Here is a 17,523-nt window from a genome sequence, read left to right as displayed (position 1 = left end):
GCGGTACTGGCCGCCACCCCCGCCGCCGCCGCCACCCCCGCGCGGCGAACCGAGGCGGTCCTGCCGGTCCAGTTCCTGCGCCGCATTGGCCGTGGCGGCGGCGACGCGGGGCATGGGCGGCAGCGCCGCCAGGCGCTGCAGCGTGGCCGCGCCGCCATTGGGGAAGGCCGGGTTCGACAGGGCACGTTCCGCCGCGGGCTGGTCCCCGGCCGAGAGCGCGCGGGAAGCGGCATAGAGCGACTGCACCACCGGCTGCGCCGGGGCATTCGGGGCGATGCCGACGGTGGGACGAAGCTCCGCCAATCCGGTGGCGAAATCGGGGCTGATGGTGCCGGAGAAGCCGCGCCAGCGCGGGCCATAGGGCAGCTCGGTCGCCAGGTATTCGTAGTTGGCGACGGCACGGGCGGCGGCGGCGGGCTGGCCGGCCAGGCTGGCGGGGGTGTTGAAGGCATAGGCGGTGCCGATGATGGCGGCCCGGGTCGGGTCGCCGGCACCGGTGACGGCATCATTCGGCAGGGTGGCATAGCCCTGCGGCGGCTGGTCCGGCGTGACGCAGCCGGCGAGCAGCAGCAATGCAAATGCGGGCAATCGACTCGATGCGGTGCGGAGCATGATCTTGTTCCTCCGGTTGCTTCCCTGGTTGCGGGTATGGCGCAAAGATGGGGGCCGGCGCGGCAGGGGGGATAGGCGATGAGCGGAAGCACGAAGTCGTTAGCGATACCGGCGGAGACTCCGGCGGCGGCACTGCGACGGCGCTTTCCCACCTTCAATGACCTGCAACGCCGGGCGAAGTGGCGGGTGGCACGCTTCGCCTATGATTTTGTCGCCGGCGGCGTCGGCGACGGCGCGCCGAACGTGGCGCACAACCGGGCGGCGATGGATGCGGTGCGGATCGTACCGCGCTACGCCGTGGATGTTTCCGCGGTCTCGATCAGGACCAACCTCTTCGGCCAGGACTACGAGGCGCCGGTGGGCGTGGCGCCGATGGGCAATATCGGCATGGTCTGGCCGGAGGCGGATGCGATCCTGGCGGCCTCGGCCCAGGCGGCGCGGATTCCCTATGTTTCGTCCACCGTTGCCAATGTTCCGATGGAGCGGCTGGCGGCACTGGCGCCGGATGTCTTCTGGTTCCAGCTCTATGGCCTTCCGGCGGACAAGCATGCGCTGTCCTTCGACCTGATCCGCCGGGCGGAGGCGGTAGGCGCCAAGGCGCTGGTGCTGACGCTCGATGTGCCGATGCGGCAGAAGCGGGTGCACGACATCCGCAACGGGCTGGTGATGCCCTTCCGCTACCGGCCGCGGACCTTCCTCGATATCGCCCGCGCGCCCTTCTGGGCGCTGGAGATGCTGACCAAGGGGCAGCCGACCTTCCCGAACATGCGGAAATACGTCGGCGAGAATGCCTCGTTGGCGGAGATGGCGGGCTTCGTGCAGCGCAACATGGTGACCGGCGTGACCTGGGAGGATATCGCCCGCTTCCGCGAGGCCTGGCCGCGGGCGCTGGTGCTGAAGGGCATCCAGCATCCGGAGGATGCGGCGAAGGCGGTGCAACTCGGCGTGGACGGCATCTGGGTCTCGAACCATGGCGGGCGGCAGTTCGATGCGGCGCCGGCCTCGATCGACAGCGTGCCGGCGATCGCGGCGGAGGTCGCGGGCAAGGCGAAGGTGCTGTTCGACGGCTCGATCCGCTCGGGGCTCGACGTGTTCCGGGCGCTGGCGGTGGGCGTCGACATGTGTTTCGCCGGGCGGGCCTTCCTTTATTCGGTCGCGGCGCTGGGGCGGGCGGGCGGCGACCATGCGGCGGCGGCCTTCACGGAGGAGGTGCGAGGAACCTTCGCCCAGGCCGGGACGGTGAGCGTGGCGGATGCGGCACGCGCTGCGGTGCTGCATCCGGGGGCGGTGTGGCTGGGGCCGCCGAACAATGCGCCGCGGCCGCCGGCGGGGTGATCAGGCCCCGTCGCGCAGCAGGTCGCTGATGACGCGGTCGAGCTGGTCCAGCGTGTTGCAGACCGCCGTCACCCGGCAGTGGTGGGCATAGCGCAGCATGTCGCTGTCGCCGGTGCCCCAGACGGTGCGGACCTCGGGGTTCAGCCAGACGATCTGCTTGGCGCGGTTGGCCATGCGCTGGAGGATATCGACCCGCGGATCGGTACGGTTGCCGCGGCCGTCGCCGAGGATGATCACCGTCGTCTGGCTGTCGAGCAGCGACATGAAGCCGCCCTCGAAATCGGCCAGCGCGCGGCCGTAGTTCGAGGAGCCGAAGCCGGCACGGTCCATCACGGCGGGGATGGCGCGGTCGATCGGCTGGTGCTCGAGCAGGTCGGAGACATCGGCCAGGGCGCCGGAGAAGGCGAAGGCACGGAGGCCGGCCAGCGCCTCGTTCAATGAGTAGAGGAACAGCAGCAGGAACTGGGCCAGCGCCGCGACCGAGCCGCTGACGTCGCAGAGCACGACGAGCTTCGGCTTGTCGATGGTCTCCTGCTTCCAGACCGTGAGGAAGGGCACGCCCTCCCAGCCCATGTTGCGGCGGAGGGTCTTCCGCACATCCAGCACGCCGCGGCGGTCCCGCTTGCGCTTGCGGCCGTACTGCGTCGCCAGCCGCCGGGCCATGGCGCGGACCAGCAGGCGCATGCGGTCGTGGTCGCGGCGGTCGATGGCGGACATGCGGGTGCGGGACAGCACGCGCTCGCGGAACTCCTCGTTGCGGCCTTGCGCGTAGAGCAGCAGGTTCTGCTGCACCAGGTCCTTGACCTGTTCCCGCAGCCGGTCGCGGCCGGCCCGCAGCCGGGCGGTGCGCGGCGCCTCGGGCGCGGCCGCGATCTCGCGTTCCACCGCGCCGAGGCCCATGCGTTCGAGGATGCGGCGGGTGTAGAGGTTCACCTGGGTGAAGATGGTGATGTTGGAGACGCCGGCCTCGGCCGCGGCCTCTTCGGCGGCGGCGGCCAGCGCCGCCTGGTCGCCGGCGAGGATCAGGCGAGAGAGGCCGCCTTCGCCCTGGCCCTGCCCCTGGCCCTGCCCCTGGCCCTCCCCCTGCCCTTCGGGTTGGCCTTCCGGCGGGGCGGCCGGGTCGCCGTCCTCGGCCGCCTCCTCGCGGAAGCCGCTGCGGGTGAAGAAGAGGTCGAAGCATTGGGCGAAGGCGCGCTTCTCCTCCGCGGTCTTGGCCAGCACCAGGCCGAGGGTGTCGCGCAGCCGGGCGCGGTCCTCGAAGCCGACGAATTGCACCGCCTGCACGGCGTCGATGCTTTCGGCCGGGGAGATGCGGAGCCCGGCGCTGCGGGCGGCGCGGAAGAAGTCGAGCAGCGGTGATTCCATCCCCTGGGCCATTACCGGACGGGCACCGCCTCGCGCTTCGCCTTCAGCAGCAGCTCGCCGAGCTGCGGCTCCACCGCCTCGATGTCGCTCTCGAATTTCAGCAGCACGTTCAGCGTCTCCCGCACCAGGGTCGGGTCGAGCTCGCGGACGTGCAGCAGCACCAGGACGCGGGCCCAGTCGATGGTCTCGCTGACCGAGGGCTGCTTCTTCAGGTCGAGCGTGCGGATCTGCTGGACGAAGGCGACGAGCTGGCGGCGGAGATTCTCCTCCACGCCGGGGACGCGGGTGGCGATGATGCGCGCCTCCAGCCGGGCATCGGGCAGGCCGATGTGCAGGTGCAGGCAGCGGCGCTTCAGCGCGTCGCCGAGGTCACGCTGGCTGTTCGAGGTCAGCAGCACGATGGGCGGGACATCGGCCTTGATGGTGCCGATCTCGGGGATGGAGACCTGGTAGTCCGAGAGGATCTCGAGCAGGAAGGCCTCGAATTCCTGGTCGGCCTTGTCGACCTCATCCACCAGCAGGATGGCGCCGCCCGGCTCCCGCAGGGCGCGCAGCAGCGGGCGGGGTTCGAGGAAATGCTCGGAGAAGAACAGGTCGCTGAAGCCGTGCAGCTTGGTGAGCGCGGATTCGAGGCCGGGCTCATCGCCCAGCACGGCGCCCAGGCGGTCCTTCAAAATTTGCGTGTAGAGCAGCTGCTTGCCGTACTTCCACTCGTACAGCGCCTTGCTCTCGTCGAGCCCCTCGTAGCACTGCATGCGGATCAGGCTGAGGCCGAGCCAGGAGGAGAGCGCCTTGGCGAGTTCGGTCTTGCCGACGCCGGCCGGGCCCTCGACCAGGATCGGCTTGCGCAGGTGATGCGCCAGGTAGACGGCGGTGGAAATGGAGCGGTTGGCGATATAGCCGGCGCTTTCGAGCCCGCGGTCGGTTGCCTCGATGGAATGAAGCTGGTCTTGCCAGGCGATGCTCATGCGGCGTGATGTGCCATTGTGGGAACGTCTCCGGTAGCGGGCTATCGATTTCGGCCGATCATGGACCGGCCAGGGCGGGGCGCCAACCGGGGAGGACCATAACGGGAGGAAACAATGGTCGGAATCGACCGCCGTGCGGCCCTGGGGCTGCTGGCCGCCATGCCCGGGATGCGGGCGAGTGCCCAAGGGACTCCGGCGCCCGAAGGCTGGCCGGCGCGGCCGGTGCGGCTGATCGTGCCCTATCCGCCCGGCGGCGGTGCGGATGTGGTGGCGCGGCTGCTGGCCCCGGCGCTGTCGGAGCAGCCGGGCGGGCCGCAGATCGTCATCGACAACCGGCCGGGCGCCGGCGGCAATGTCGGGACGGAGCAGCTCGCGAAATCCCCGCCGGATGGCTATACCATCGGGACCATCACCATCGGGACGCATGGGACCAATCCCTGGCTGTTCCCCCGGCTGGGCTTCGACCCGGTGGCGGATTTCAGCCCGGTGGCGCTGGTCTCGCTGCAGCCGGCGGCGATCGTGGCGGCGGCGGGCTCCGGCCTCACGTCGCTCGACGACCTGCTGGCGCTGCGGAAGGAGACCAATTTCGCCTCCTCCGGCAATGGCACCAGCGGGCACCTGGGCGGGGAGGTGCTGCGGGTGATGGGGCGGCTGCCGCTGGTGCACGTGCCCTATCGCGGCAGCGGCCCGGCCTGGGCGGATCTGCTTGGCGGGCGGGTGGAGCTGGTCGTGGACAATATCCAGAACGCGCTGCCGCATCACCAGTCCGGCCGCGCCCGCATCCTGGCCCTCACCGGCACCGGCCGGGTGGCGCTGGTGCCGGAGGTGCCGGCGGTGCGGGAGCGGCTGCCGGAGTATCTGGTGCAGTCCTGGAACGGCATCGCCGGGCCGGCGGGGATGCCGGCGGAGGTGGTGGACAGGCTGGGCCGGCTGATCGCCGCGGCGCGCAGCCCCGCGGTGCTGGCCCGCTATGCCGAGCTGGGGATGGAATTCCCCGCCAGCTCCCCGGCGCATCTCGCCGGCTTCATCGCGGCGCAGCTCGCCTTCTGGAAGCAAGTCATTACGGGGTCGAATATCCGGCTGGAGTGAACCAACCGGTTCGGTATGGTGCCCGCGGGGAAAAATCCAAGGGAGAGTTGGGCGTGCAATTATCCGACCGGGTAACCGGCGTCTTCCTGGTGGGCTTGGGCGGGCTCGCGGCCTGGAGCGGCTCCCGCCTGCCGGGCGTGCCGGGGCAGGATGTGGGGCCGGCGGCCTTCCCCATGCTCATCGGCTCCGGGCTGATCATCTGCGGCGCGATGATCGCGCTCGGCATCGGCCATAGCTTCGAGGTGCCGGAGGGACCGGACGCGGAGGAGGAGGCGGTGCCCGGGCGGTCCCGCCTCTATGGGCTGCGGGTGCTGGTGCCCCCTGCCCTGCTGCTGTTCTACATGTTCGCCTCGGAGCCGCTGGGCTTCCTGCTCTGCGGCTTCCTGATGGTGCTGGCGGCGGCCTTCACGCTGGGCGCCAAGCCGAAGCTGGCGATCCCGCTGGCGCTGATCGCGCCGCTGTTCATTCATCTGGCTTTCTACAAGCTCCTGCGGGTGCCCTTGCCCGAAGGTCTGATCGGGGCCCCATGGTAGAAAGTCCGGTAGCATGAACGAATTGTTCGAAGCCTTCCGGCTGGTCGCGGCGCCGGATGTGGTCATCGCCATCGTCGCCTCCGCCGTCTATGGGCTGGTGGTGGGCTCCATGCCCGGGCTCTCGGCCACCATGGCGACGGCGCTGCTGGTGCCGGTGACCTTCTGGCTTTCGCCGATCGCGGCCATCGCCACCATCATCACCGCCTCGGCCATGGCGATCTTCTCGGGCGATATCCCGGGCTGCCTGCTGCGCATCCCGGGGACCCCGGCGAGCGCGGCCTATACCGACGAGGCCTATGCGATGACGCGCAAGGGCCAGGCGGAGATGGCGCTGGGCGCCGGGCTGTGGTTCTCGGCCATCGGCGGCATCGTCGGCACCCTGTCGCTGGTGCTGATGGCACCGCTGCTGGCGGAGATGGCGCTGTCCTTCTCGACCTACGAGTATTTCTGGCTCGCCTTCCTCGGGCTGATGTGCGCGACCCTGGTGGCGCGGTCCAGCCCGATCAAGGCGATCGCCTCGATGCTGCTGGGCCTGCTGATCGCCTGCATCGGGATGGAGAATCCGGCGGGGACGCCGCGCTTCACCATGGGCATGGCCGACCTGCTGGGCGGCATCGAGCCGATCCCGGCGCTGGTCGGCGTCTTCGCCGTGAGCGAGGTGATGCGGGCGATGGTGACGGCGGAACCGCCGAAGCTGCCGAAGCGGAAGTTCGGCAGCATCCTGGCCAACCAGTGGATGCTGACGAAGAAGTACCAGTGGCCAATGTGGCGGGGCAATTTCATCGGTATCATCATCGGCGTGCTGCCGGGCGCCGGCGCCGACATGGCGGCCTGGGTCAGCTATGCGATGTCGAAGAAATTCTCGAAGACGCCGGAGCTCTTCGGCACCGGCCATCCGGAAGGGCTGGTCGAGGCGGGGGCGTCGAACAATGCCTCGCTCGCCTCCGGCTGGGTGCCGTCGCTGCTGTTCGGCATCCCCGGCGATACCATCACGGCGATCGCCATCGGCGTGCTCTACATGAAGGGGCTGAACCCCGGGCCGACGCTGTTCACCGAGAATGCGCGCAGCATGTATGCGCTCTATCTCATCTTCATCATCGCCAACATCATCATGATCCCCTTGGGCATCGTGATGATCCGCATGGCCTCCACCGTGCTGCGGGCGCCGCGGGCCTCGATCATGCCGGTGATCCTGCTGCTCTGCGCGGTCGGGTCCTTCGCCACCGGCAGCAACCTCTTCTCGGTCGGGCTGGTGGGGGCCTTCGGCATCCTTGGCTTCGTGATGGAGCGGAACGGCTATCCGGTGGCGGCGCTGGTGCTCGGCATCGTCATGGGCAGCATGGTGGAGACCAACTTCGTCACCAGCCTGATCAAGTCCGATGGCGACGTGCTGCCCTTCTTCGAGCGGCCGGTGAGCGCGGTGCTGGCGACGATGACCATCGGGGCGCTGCTCTGGCCGGCGGGGGTCTGGATCTACAACCGCCTCGGCAACCGGCGCTTGCAGCCGCGGGGCGCGGCGGAGTAGCTGTCTTTCGTAATGATTGCCGGAGGAAAAAACCAATGAATGACCTGACCCGCCGCGGGATGCTGGGTGCCGCGACCGCCCTGATGGCGGCACCCGCCGTTGTCTCCCCTGCCCTGGCCCAACCCCGTTGGCCGGCACGGCCGGTGCAGTTCCTCTGCCCCTGGGCGGCCGGTGGCGGCACCGATGCGGTGCTGCGCATCATCGCCATCCTGCTGGAGAAGGAGCTGGGCCAGCCCTTCAACGTGGTGAACCGCACCGGCGGCTCCGGCGTGGTGGGCCATGCCGCCATCGCGGCGGCGCCGGCGGATGGCTATACGCTCGGCATCATCACCGCCGAGATCTGCATGCTGCATTGGCAGGGGCTGACCGAGGTCACCTACAAGAACTACACGCCGCTCGGGCTGATGAACAACGACCCGCCGGGCATCCAGGTGAACATCAACTCGCCCTACAAGGACGTGAAGCAGCTCGCCGATGCGATCAAGGCCAGCACCCCGGGCAAGTTCAAGGCGAGCGGCACCGGCCAGGGCGGCATCTGGCACCTGGCGCTGGCCGGCTGGCTCGGCGCGATGGGGCTGAAGGCCGACCACGTGCGCTGGGTGCCGTCGAACGGCGCGGCGCCGGCGATGCAGGACCTGGCGGCGAACGGCCTCGACTTCACCACCTGCTCGGTGCCGGAGGCCCGCGCCATGCTGGATGCCGGGCGGGCGCGTAGCCTGGCGGTGATGGCGCCGGAGCGGCTTTCCGCCTTCCCGAACATCCCGACTCTGAAGGAGGCGATGGGGGTGGACTACAATTCCGGCGCCTGGCGCGGGATCGCCGGGCCGCCGGGCCTGCCGGCCGCGGTGGTCTCGGCCATGGATGCGGCGCTGGGCAAGGTCTTCGCCAGCCAGGAGTACAAGGACTTCCTGAACGCCCGCGGCTTCGGGATGGTCTATGCCAATGCCGCCGGCTTCGGCGAGCACATGGCCAAGGCCGATGTCTCGCTCGGCGATGCGATGAAGGCGGCGGGGCTGGCGAAGGTCTGAGGGCTGGGTTGTCTTGATGTGAAGGGAAGACAGGTTGGGGAGGATACCTCCTCCCCGGCCTTGCTTCACCCCGCAGACGGATCGCCCTGCACCAGCCGGGTCAGCAGGACGATCTGTTCCTGCTGCCTGGCCAGCAGCGCCTCGATCTGCTCGGTGCGGAGCCGGTCGAGCTTGTCGTGCAGCGCCATGATCTCGATCTCGGCCTTGAGGTTGATCTCGTAGTCATGCGCTGCATCGGCCCGGTCCCGGGCGGCCTGGCGGTTCTGGCTCATCATGATGACGGGGGCCTGGATCGCCGCCAGCATGGACAGGATCAGGTTGAGGAAGATGAAGGGGTAGGCGTCGAAGGGCCGGACCAGCAGCAGGGTGTTGAGCAGCACCCAGGCGGCCAGGACCGCCCCGAAGACGATGATGAAGGACCAGGAGCCGCCGAAGATGGCGACCTTGTCGGCCAGCCGCTGGCCGAAGCTGAGCTCCTCGGTGAAGCTGGCCTCGACGTTGCGGCTGATGATGGCGCGGCGGCCGGCCGCGGCGAGGACCGATTGCTCCGCCGGGCTCAGCGCCGCAGCCACGCGGCCGAACCAGCGAGCGGCCGGATCCTGGGTGGACTCGGGCATGGGGGATCTCCGGCGGCCGGGGGGATGCCGGCATGGCACCTTGCCCGATGCCGAGAGAGACGCCACCCTCTGAGGCAACTTAGCAAGGGGGCAGGCGTGGCCGGGTTCAAGAGCACCTCATCCTATATCGCCTCCCGCGACCTGGAGGTGGCGGTGAATGCCGCCGTGGCGCTGCAGCGGCCGCTGCTGGTCAAGGGGGAGCCGGGGACGGGCAAGACCGTGCTGGCGCATGAGGTGGCGCGGTCGCTCGGCTATCCGCTGGTCGAGTGGCACATCAAGTCCACCACCAAGGCGCAGCAGGGCCTGTACGAATACGATGCGGTGTCCCGGTTGCGGGACGGCCAGCTCGGCGACGAGCGGGTGCACGACATCGCCAACTACATCGTCCGCGGCAAGATGTGGGATGCCTTCGAGGCGGACCGGCCGCAGGTGCTGCTGATCGACGAGATCGACAAGGCCGACATCGAGTTCCCGAACGACCTGCTGCTCGAGCTCGATCGGATGCAGTTCTTCGTCTACGAGACGCGGAAGACCATCGTGGCCAAGCACCGGCCGGTGGTCATCATCACCTCGAACAACGAGAAGGAGCTGCCGGACGCCTTCCTGCGCCGCTGCTTCTTCCACTACATCCGCTTCCCCGACCGGGAGACGATGGAGAAGATCGTCCAGTCCCACTTCCCCGACATCAAGCAGGAGCTGGCGCGGGAGGCGCTGAACGTCTTCTTCCAGGTCCGCGGCGTGGCCGAGTTGAAGAAGAAGCCGGCGACCTCGGAGCTGCTGGACTGGCTGAAGCTGCTGATGATCGAGGACCTGCCGCCCGAGGTGCTGCGGTCCACCGACCCGAAGACCGCCATCCCGCCGCTGTATGGGGCGCTGCTGAAGAACGAGCAGGACGTGCACCTGTTCGAGCGGCTGGCCTTCCTGTCGCGGCAGCGGCAGCGGTAGGGGGCGCTTCACGATGCTGGCGCATTTCATCTACGCGCTGCGCGGCGCCGGCATCCCGGCGAGCATCACCGAATACCTCACCCTGCTGCGCGGGATGAAGGAAGGGGTCGCCGACTACAGCGTCGACGACTTCTACCACCTGTCGCGCGCCACGCTGGTGAAGGACGAGCGGCACCTCGACCGCTTCGACCGGGTCTTCGGCGAGGTCTTCAAGGGGCTGGAGGCGCCCGAGGGCGGCGAGGACGGCGACCTCTCGCGCCAGCTGCCGGAGGAATGGCTCCGCAAGATGGCGGAGAAGCTGCTGTCGGAGGAGGAGAAGGCGGCCATCGAGGCGGCCGGCGGCTTCGACAAGCTCATGGAGATGCTGAAGCAGCGTCTGGCGGAGCAGAAGGGGCGGCACCAGGGCGGCTCCAAGTGGATCGGCACGGCGGGGACCTCGCCTTTCGGGGCGCATGGCTACAATCCCGAGGGCGTGCGGATCGGCCAGGAGGAGAGCCGCCACCGCCGGGCGATCAAGGTCTGGGACAAGCGGGAATTCCGCGACCTCGACGACAGCATCGAGATCGGCACCCGCAACATCAAGCTGGCGCTGCGGCGCCTCAGGCGCTTCGCCCGGCAGGGCGCGGCGACCGAGCTGGACCTGCCGGATACCATCCGCTCGACCGCGAACAATGCCGGGTCACTCGACCTGAAGATGGTGCCGGAGCGGCACAACACGGTGAAGGTGCTGCTCTTCCTCGATATCGGCGGGTCGATGGACGACCACGTGCGGATCTCGGCCGAGCTGTTCTCGGCCTGCCGGGCGGAGTTCAAGCACCTCGAGCATTTCTACTTCCACAACTGCCCCTACGAGCGGTTGTGGACCGACAACCGGCGGCGGCGGGAGAGCGAGGTCCCGACGCTCGAGGTGCTGCGGAAATACGGGCCGGACTTCAAGGCGATCTTCGTCGGCGACGCCAGCATGAGCCCCTATGAGGTCATCCAGCCCGGCGGCAGCGTGGAGCACTGGAACGAGGAATCGGGCGCCGTCTGGATGCAGCGCATCACCGGGCATTTCCGCCGCAGCGCCTGGCTGAACCCGATGCCGCGCCCGGCCTGGGACCGCACCCATTCGACCGGGCTGCTGCTGCAGCTGATGGAGAAGCGGATGTTCCCGCTGACCCTCGGCGGGATCGAGGAGATGACCCGGGAGCTGAGCCGCTGACACAAAAAAAGCCCCGGGGTCTCCCCCGGGGCTTTTTCGTTCAGGCGCCGATCAGGGCAGCGGCTGCGGGCTGGCCGAGAGGCTGCGGAGATAGGCGATGATGTCGGCGCGGTCTTCCGGCTTCGGAACGCCGGCCAGGACCATGCGCGTGCCGGGCGCATAGGTGCTGGGCTTGTACAGCCAGTGGTTCAGTTCCTCGTAGGTCCAGGGGCCGGTCTTGGCCTTCAGGGCCGCGGAGTAGTTGAAGTTGTCCAGGTGGCCATGCGGCTTGCCAACCACGTCATAGAGGTTGGGGCCGACGCCGTTGCGGCCGCCCTCGGTGAAGGTGTGGCAGACGCCGCAGGTGCGGCGGGCCAGGGCGGCGCCGTTCTCGGGATTGGCGGCGGCGAGCAGCGGGCCGATCGGCGGCAGGTCCGCGGCGGCGGGCGTGGTCGCCGCGGCGGGGGAGCTATTGGCCACTGCGCCCGCGGCCGCCGGGGAGGCAGTAGCCGGGGCCGGCGCGGCGGCCGCCTGGCCGGCGGGCGGCAGCGGGGCCGGGTTCGGCGACAGGCTGCGCAGATAGGCGATCAGGTTGGCGCGCTGCTGGGTATTGGCCAGGCCGGCATAGGCCATGCGGGTGCCGGGGGCATAGGCGGCCGGCTTGTACAGCCAGTGGTTCAGCTCGTCGTAGTTCCAGGGGCCTTCCTTGCCCTTGATGGCGGCGGAATAGTTGAAGCCTTCCGCATGGCCATGCGGCGCGCCGACGATGCCGTAGAGGTTGGGGCCGATCCCGTTGCGGCCGCCCTGGGTGAAGCTGTGGCAGGCGCCGCAGTTGCGGGCGGCGATCTGCTGGCCGGCTTCGGCATCGGCGCTGGCGAGGAGGCCGGCGATCGGCTCCGGCCCGGCCGGGGCAGCCGGGGCGCCGCCGGCGGGGGCGCCACCCGAGGGGTCGCCGATCAGGATGGCGCTTTCATGCGGCTTCTCGCCGTGGACCAGAAGCTTGCCGACCTGGCCGGCCACCATGAAGGTAATGCCGGCGGTGAGCACCGCGGCGAAGACCTTGTTCAGCTCGAGCGAATTCATATGCGGTGACGTCCTCGGAGCAGCAACGGACGGTTGACCGCGCCAGGCAGGCGCGTGGGATAGTTCAGGTTCCATATAGCCGATGCCGGGAACCCCGCAACCCGTCCCAGGGGTAAAGCCTTGCACCGGCCGCGGATACGACAAGGCCGGCAGCACCCTTGCGGGCAATGCCGGCCTTGCTGGCTTGGCCCGGCGCGGGGCGCCGGGCCGTCTCGCCTATTGGCGGATGGGCGGCGGGGCCCCCTGGTCGCGGACCGCGTTCAGCTCCGGGTAGTCCCGCAGCATCGAGACACCGAGGAGCGGCTTGTTCACCCCCTGGTGGCAGGTCGCGCAATTCACCTTCAGCGGGTCCCCTTCCCGGCCGACGCGGGCGGTGGCGGGGCCATTGGCCGGGCCGTTCGGATGGGCGGCGAAGACCGGGGCCAGCGGGGTGATGTAGTTGAGGTTCAGGTCGCGCACCATGCGGATGCCGTGCCAGGCATTGGTCCGCTGCGGCGTGCTCTCCTCCCACCGGGAGAAGGCCCGGCTATTGTGGCAGGCGGTGCAGTTGACCCCGAGCGAGGTCGACATGTGCATCATGAGACCATAGGTCCATTCGGTCTCCTTGATGCCGGGATTGGGCGTGCTGACCTGCGCCTGCCGGGCCACCACCCGGATATTCGCCGGGCTGTCGCCCTGCGCCAGGAAGGGCGTGAAGGGATCGTAGGGCAGCGAGGACAGGCCGACCGCGGGGCTGGCCAGGTTCTGCCCGGCGGTGCCGCCCGAAAGGCCGGCGGCGCGCGGCGGGGTGGTCACCTGGGTCCAGGCGGCGGCCGGGACCGGGTTGCCGCGGTGGCAGGTGTAGCAGGTGACCCCGGTTTCCTGCACATGCGGTTTCCATTCCGCATTGATGCGGGCGACCATCTGCAGCATCCGGCGCGAGACCACCTTGGTGTAGATCTCGTCGGAGGCCATGTTGGCCGGGTTGTGGCAGTAGTTGCAGCCCTGCTCCGGGGAGACCCAGGTGGTGAGCGCGGCCATGGTCCGGGCGAATTCGGTGACCGTGAGGTCGCCGAGGACCTGGACGTTGCGGTAGATGGTCCCGGCCTTGGGGCCGACCGCACCCACCCGCGGGATGACCGCGGGCACCACATTGGCCGCTTCGTCGCGCGCCAGGTTGCGGCTGGTATAGACCTGCTCCATCGCCAGGCCGCGGAAGCCGACCTGGACGGTCTCGACCGGCGGGGTTTCGAAGGTGGTGAGCAGGCCGGCGCCGGCGAGCAGGGCCGCCGCCGCTGCCGTGACCTTGAGGACGAGGCTCATTGCGGGACTCCCAGGGTTGCCGGGTCGGGCAGGCCCGAGAAGCTGCTGGCCGGGTAGGATGGCGCGAAGCGGTGCTCCACCGCCCAGAGGTACCAGTTGTCCACCACCGTGCCGGTCAGCAGGATGCCGATGCCCCCGGTCAGCGGGCAGAGGACGGCGAACCACCAGGCCCAGCGATGGATGGACTCGAAGGTGGCGTTGAAGCCCATGCACCAGCGCCAGAACAGCGCGCCGCGCTCGGCCGCCGTGCCGCGGTCCAGTACCAGCTCGATCTCGCGTTCGCCGCCGAAGCGGCCGAGCGCCAGGATGGTCGCGCCATGCATGGCGAAGAGCAGGGTCGAGCCGTAGAGGAAGACGATGCTGAGCGCGTGGAAGGGGTTGTAGAAGAGGTTGCCGTAGCGGATCGAGAAGGCGGCGGTCCAGTCGAGGTGTGGGAAGATGCCGAAGGGCACCGCCTCGCTCCAGCTGCCCATCAGCAGCGGGCGGATGAAGCCGAGCACGAAGTACAGCCACAGCGCCGCGGCGAAGGCCCAGGCGACATGCGTCCCCATGCCGAGCGCCCGGGCCCGGCGATAGGTGCGCACCCACCAGAGGATGACCGAGAGCGACAGGAAGAAACCCGCCATGATCCACCAGCCGCCTTCGTTCAGCGGCGGGAACTGCAGGCCATAGGCCGGCGAGGGTGGCTCCAGCGCCAGCCAGGGCAGCTGGCGGATGAACTGGGAAAGGTTCCAGTTCACGCTGTCGAGCATCACCAGGCCGATGATCTCGAAGGCGATGAAGCCGAAGAAGATCGACAGCACCCCGGTCATCCCGAGGTAGATCGGGCCGACCTGGGCATCGCCCAGCATGCCGAAGAGATGGTTGATGCCGGTGCGGGCCTGGCGGCCGTTGTGCCGGTGGTCGAGCGGCACGCCGGGATAGATCGGCCCGCGGACCTGCAGCCGGGTGAAGATGTTCTGGTATTCAGGCATGGTCTCGTCCTCCCCCTAACGGCCGACTGGCAGGTTGGACCACCAGCTCCACCATTCCGGCCAGCCATGGGTCCAGAAGGGGCCGCTGATGACGATGCAGATCGCGCTCCAGAAGGCGGCCGACAGCGCCACGAACAGGCCGAGCCGGTGGATGCCGAGCGTGCCGATGGAATAGCCGATGAAGTCGCGGAAGAAGGTGTTCTCGTGCTCCGAGGTCTTCACCGGCTCGCCGCGGGCCGGGTTCAGCGCGGAGAGGACGAGGGCGCCGTGCAGCGACAGCGCGAGCACGGTGGTGAAGAAGAAGGTCACCGCGATCATGTGCGCGGGATTGTAGTGGAAGTGCAGGTGCTGGTAGCCGACGTTCGACACCCAATCCAGATGGCTGAAGATGCCATAGGGGAAGCCGTGTCCCCAGGCGCCCATCAGCACCGGGCGGATGACCACCAGCGTGAAATAGGCGAAGACCGCGACGCTGTAGGCGACAGGGATGTGATAGCCCATGCCGAGCTTGCGGGAGATTTCGGCCTGGCGCAGCGTCCAGGAGACGAAGGCGCCCAGCGCGCAGATGGTGATGACCTGCCAGAGACCGCCCTCGCGCATCGGCGCGAAGCCGAGGCCGTATTTCAGGTCCGGCGGGGCGATGTTGATCAGCCACGGATTCCAGGTTCCGCCGATCGCCGCGCCGTAGAGGATCAGCGCCGTGCCGAGGAAGGTGAAGAACGCCGTGGTGATGCCGAAGAAGCCGACCCAGAAGGGGCCGATCCAGAAATCGAAGAGATCGCCGCCGACGAGTGTACCGCCGCGGACACGGTACTTTTGTTCAAAGCTCAGCATGGCCATCGCTTGACCCTCCCATCCGCGCGTGACAGTGCCATACCCGCCGCGCAGTGCCCCGCGACAGTGGACGACACCGGCGTGGCGCCGGCCCCGTCCACTGTTCTGGAGCGATGTCCCGAACTAGCGTGCGGGCGGACGCACCGCGGGCTGCCCCGGCGTGAAGTTCTGCGCCGTGGAGCACCAGCCGAGATGATCGCAGTAGCGCGGCGAGCTGAGCACCGCGAAGTGGATCACCAGGGCGACCAGGACGACGCCGATCGCGGCGAGCACCAGGGCCCGCCGCGGATCGAACAGCATCCACATCTTATGCATGTTTTCCATGGTCTGTTCCTTTCCTGGGCAGCGTCAGGGCGCTGCCTGGTTGCTCAGAAGAAGCGCCAATCGGGCGGCACGACCGAGTTCCCGTAGACCAGCGGGCGCCAGAGCCACACCAGGATATGCGCGCCCATCGAGGCGAAGACGGCGAAGGCCCAGCCCTTGATGAGCAGGGTGTGGACTTCCTTCGCTTCCGCTTCCGTCAATCCGGAAGGGGACCTGTAAGTATCCGCCATGGTTCGGATCTCCTTTAACTGGCCTCACGGCCGTTACCGCGCTTCACCCGCGCAGCAGGGATGGCCGTGGCGGGTGATGCCACGGTTGTCTGGCAGCCCGGGATGCCGGGTGGGCCAGAGGCGATGGCGGGGGCGGTCATGCGACGCGGCCCTCCGCGAGTTCGTGCAGCAGCCGCGCGACGCGGGCCGCGGTGACGCTGGGCTCACCGGCCTCCCGCGCATCGCGCTCGGCGCGGTCGCGCAGGCGCTTGGCGGCGGAGATGCGGATGAGGAAGGGCTCCGTCTCGAGGTGCTGCTCGAGCAGGGATTGCGCCTCCGTGTCCCAGCGCTCGGCGGGACGCGCCGGCGTCGCCTCGACCTTGTCGAGGTCGGTGCCGAGGGGGAGGATGTGAAACAGCGCGTCGAACAGCGCGTTGCAGTATTCCTGCACGATGTAGGTCGCGCCGGCATAGCCCATGAAGGGCGTGCCGGTGGCGCGGCGGATGATCGCGCCGGGGAAGCTGGCCGGGATGAAGGTGCCGCGCGACTTCGCCTCGGCGGCATACATGCGCTCGTTGTAGGAGCCGAACAGCACCAGATGCGGCGTGGAGCGAATGGCGGCGCGGACGGCGGCGTTGTCGGTCTTCATCCCCGGTTGGCGGGCGAAGGAGAAGGCGCAGGGCACGCCCATCTCCTCCTCGAGGAAGCGGCGGAAGCCGCGGACATAGGTCTCGGTCGCCACGATGGCGAAGCTGGCCGTCGCAAAGAAATCCTGGGTCACCGAGCGCCAGAGGTCCCAGATCGGCTTGATCGTGGTGTGCTTCTCGCGCTCGATGAAGGGCTCGGGGTCGAGGCCGGTCAGCTCGCCGAGCTTGCGAAGGAAATTGGTGGTGGCGAACAGGCCGATCGGCGCCATCAGGTAGGGGCGGTCGAGCGTCTCGCAGAGCTTGCGGCCGAACTCGCGGTACATGCAGATGTTGACATCGGCATCCGGCAGCTTGGCCACGTCCTCGATATGCGAGCCGAGCGGGAAGACCAGGTTGATGGCGCAGCCGATGCCCTCGACCAGACGGCGGATCTCGGCGAGGTCGGACGGCATGTTGAAGGTGCCGTAGATGGGGCCGATGATGTTGACGCGGGGCGGCAGGCCGGGCTTGCGCGCCCGCACCTTCTTCGCGCCGAATTCGGTCCAGAGCCAGTTGATGGCGCGGTCGGCCGCCTGCCACTGGTCCTCGTCGATGGTGCGGGGGATGAAGCGGCGGAGGTTGCTGCCCTCGGGCGTCACGCCGCCGCCGATCATCTCGGCGATGCTGCCGGTGACCACCACCGCGGGCAGGTCCGGGTCCTGCGTCGCCGAGGCGCGGCGCATGGAATCCTCGGTGCCGTTCTTCGACAGGCTGTCCTCGTCGAGGCCGGTGACGACGACCGGCAGCTCGTGCGGCGGCAGCGCGTCGGTGTAGTGCAGCACGGCGGTGACGGGCAGGTTCTCGCAGCCGACCGGGCCGTCGATGACGACGCGCAGGCCGCGCACCGCGGTGAAGGCATAGACGGCGCCCCAGTAGCCGCCGGCGCGATCATGGTCGAGGACGAGCATCGC

The 17,523-nt window shown here is 69.0% G+C and carries 18 protein-coding genes; 7 read left to right on the top strand and 11 right to left on the bottom strand.

Features of this window, described 5'->3' with window-relative positions:
- The coding region (locus tag AC0IW9_RS26485) for a hypothetical protein (protein WP_471651301.1) at nt 1-612 on the bottom strand (612 nt) is incomplete at its 3' end.
- Between the two features lie 78 nt (nt 613-690).
- Between AC0IW9_RS26485 and AC0IW9_RS26480 the strand changes: the two genes are divergently transcribed.
- Nucleotides 691-1,947: an alpha-hydroxy acid oxidase gene (locus AC0IW9_RS26480; RefSeq protein WP_471651300.1), complete on the top strand. Its 1,257-nt coding sequence runs from the start codon at nt 691-693 to the stop codon at nt 1,945-1,947.
- On the opposite strand, the gene AC0IW9_RS26475 is transcribed toward AC0IW9_RS26480, so the two are convergent.
- Complete coding sequence (locus tag AC0IW9_RS26475) at nt 1,948-3,312, bottom strand: VWA domain-containing protein (protein WP_471651299.1); 1,365 nt, start codon at nt 3,310-3,312, stop codon at nt 1,948-1,950.
- Between the two features lie 11 nt (nt 3,313-3,323).
- Nucleotides 3,324-4,280: an AAA family ATPase gene (locus AC0IW9_RS26470; RefSeq protein WP_471651298.1), complete on the bottom strand. Its 957-nt coding sequence runs from the start codon at nt 4,278-4,280 to the stop codon at nt 3,324-3,326.
- A gap of 114 nt (nt 4,281-4,394) precedes the next feature.
- Between AC0IW9_RS26470 and AC0IW9_RS26465 the strand changes: the two genes are divergently transcribed.
- The 4 genes from AC0IW9_RS26465 to AC0IW9_RS26450 are packed head-to-tail and all read left to right on the top strand — an operon-like array spanning nt 4,395 to nt 8,455.
- On the top strand, nt 4,395-5,369 hold the full coding sequence (locus AC0IW9_RS26465) for a Bug family tripartite tricarboxylate transporter substrate binding protein (RefSeq protein WP_471651297.1): 975 nt from the start codon (nt 4,395-4,397) through the stop codon (nt 5,367-5,369).
- Between the two features lie 53 nt (nt 5,370-5,422).
- Nucleotides 5,423-5,902 (top strand): tripartite tricarboxylate transporter TctB family protein, encoded by a 480-nt coding sequence (locus tag AC0IW9_RS26460; RefSeq protein WP_471651296.1) that lies wholly within the window; start codon nt 5,423-5,425, stop codon nt 5,900-5,902.
- 13 nt (nt 5,903-5,915) lie between these two features.
- Nucleotides 5,916-7,427 carry a tripartite tricarboxylate transporter permease gene (locus AC0IW9_RS26455; RefSeq protein ID WP_471651295.1) on the top strand — a complete coding sequence of 504 codons (1,512 nt, stop codon included), beginning with the start codon at nt 5,916-5,918 and terminating at the stop codon, nt 7,425-7,427.
- A 35-nt stretch (nt 7,428-7,462) separates the two neighbouring features.
- A complete protein-coding gene (locus AC0IW9_RS26450; protein WP_471651294.1) occupies nt 7,463-8,455 on the top strand; it encodes a tripartite tricarboxylate transporter substrate binding protein in 993 nt (330 codons plus the stop codon).
- Nucleotides 8,456-8,520: 65 nt separating this feature from the next.
- On the opposite strand, the gene AC0IW9_RS26445 is transcribed toward AC0IW9_RS26450, so the two are convergent.
- Nucleotides 8,521-9,072 carry a DUF1003 domain-containing protein gene (locus tag AC0IW9_RS26445; protein ID WP_471651293.1) on the bottom strand — a complete coding sequence of 184 codons (552 nt, stop codon included), beginning with the start codon at nt 9,070-9,072 and terminating at the stop codon, nt 8,521-8,523.
- A 96-nt stretch (nt 9,073-9,168) separates the two neighbouring features.
- On the opposite strand from AC0IW9_RS26445, the gene AC0IW9_RS26440 reads away from it, so the two are divergent.
- Nucleotides 9,169-10,017, top strand: a complete 849-nt coding sequence (locus AC0IW9_RS26440) for an AAA family ATPase (protein WP_471651292.1) — start codon at nt 9,169-9,171, stop codon at nt 10,015-10,017.
- A 13-nt stretch (nt 10,018-10,030) separates the two neighbouring features.
- A complete protein-coding gene (locus AC0IW9_RS26435) occupies nt 10,031-11,221 on the top strand; it encodes a vWA domain-containing protein (protein WP_471651291.1) in 1,191 nt (396 codons plus the stop codon).
- A 51-nt stretch (nt 11,222-11,272) separates the two neighbouring features.
- Here the strand turns inward: AC0IW9_RS26435 and AC0IW9_RS26430 are convergent, their stop codons facing one another.
- From AC0IW9_RS26430 to bchZ, 7 genes are all read right to left on the bottom strand, one after another.
- The gene (locus AC0IW9_RS26430) at nt 11,273-12,283 is read right to left on the bottom strand and encodes a c-type cytochrome (protein ID WP_471651290.1); all 1,011 of its coding nucleotides are present in this window, start codon (nt 12,281-12,283) and stop codon (nt 11,273-11,275) included.
- 216 nt (nt 12,284-12,499) lie between these two features.
- A complete protein-coding gene (gene pufC / locus AC0IW9_RS26425) occupies nt 12,500-13,585 on the bottom strand; it encodes a photosynthetic reaction center cytochrome PufC (RefSeq protein ID WP_471651289.1) in 1,086 nt (361 codons plus the stop codon).
- Complete coding sequence (pufM, locus tag AC0IW9_RS26420) at nt 13,582-14,559, bottom strand: photosynthetic reaction center subunit M (RefSeq protein WP_471651288.1); 978 nt, start codon at nt 14,557-14,559, stop codon at nt 13,582-13,584. The genes pufC and pufM overlap by 4 nt, the downstream gene beginning before the upstream one ends.
- Before the next feature lie 15 nt (nt 14,560-14,574).
- Nucleotides 14,575-15,393, bottom strand: a complete 819-nt coding sequence (pufL, locus tag AC0IW9_RS26415) for a photosynthetic reaction center subunit L (protein WP_471651287.1) — start codon at nt 15,391-15,393, stop codon at nt 14,575-14,577.
- Between the two features lie 123 nt (nt 15,394-15,516).
- Nucleotides 15,517-15,717, bottom strand: coding sequence for a light-harvesting antenna LH1, alpha subunit (gene pufA, locus AC0IW9_RS26410; protein ID WP_471651286.1), 201 nt, complete (start codon nt 15,715-15,717; stop codon nt 15,517-15,519).
- A gap of 44 nt (nt 15,718-15,761) precedes the next feature.
- Nucleotides 15,762-15,947: a hypothetical protein gene (locus AC0IW9_RS26405; protein WP_471651285.1), complete on the bottom strand. Its 186-nt coding sequence runs from the start codon at nt 15,945-15,947 to the stop codon at nt 15,762-15,764.
- Nucleotides 15,948-16,083: 136 nt separating this feature from the next.
- Nucleotides 16,084-17,520, bottom strand: coding sequence for a chlorophyllide a reductase subunit Z (bchZ, locus tag AC0IW9_RS26400; protein ID WP_471651284.1), 1,437 nt, complete (start codon nt 17,518-17,520; stop codon nt 16,084-16,086).
- Nucleotides 17,521-17,523: the final 3 nt, after the last annotated feature.

This window comes from Belnapia sp. AC561 (assembly GCF_979252845.1).
Note: the sequence above shows the minus strand (reverse complement) of the source record. Positions and strands in the feature narration are given on the sequence as shown.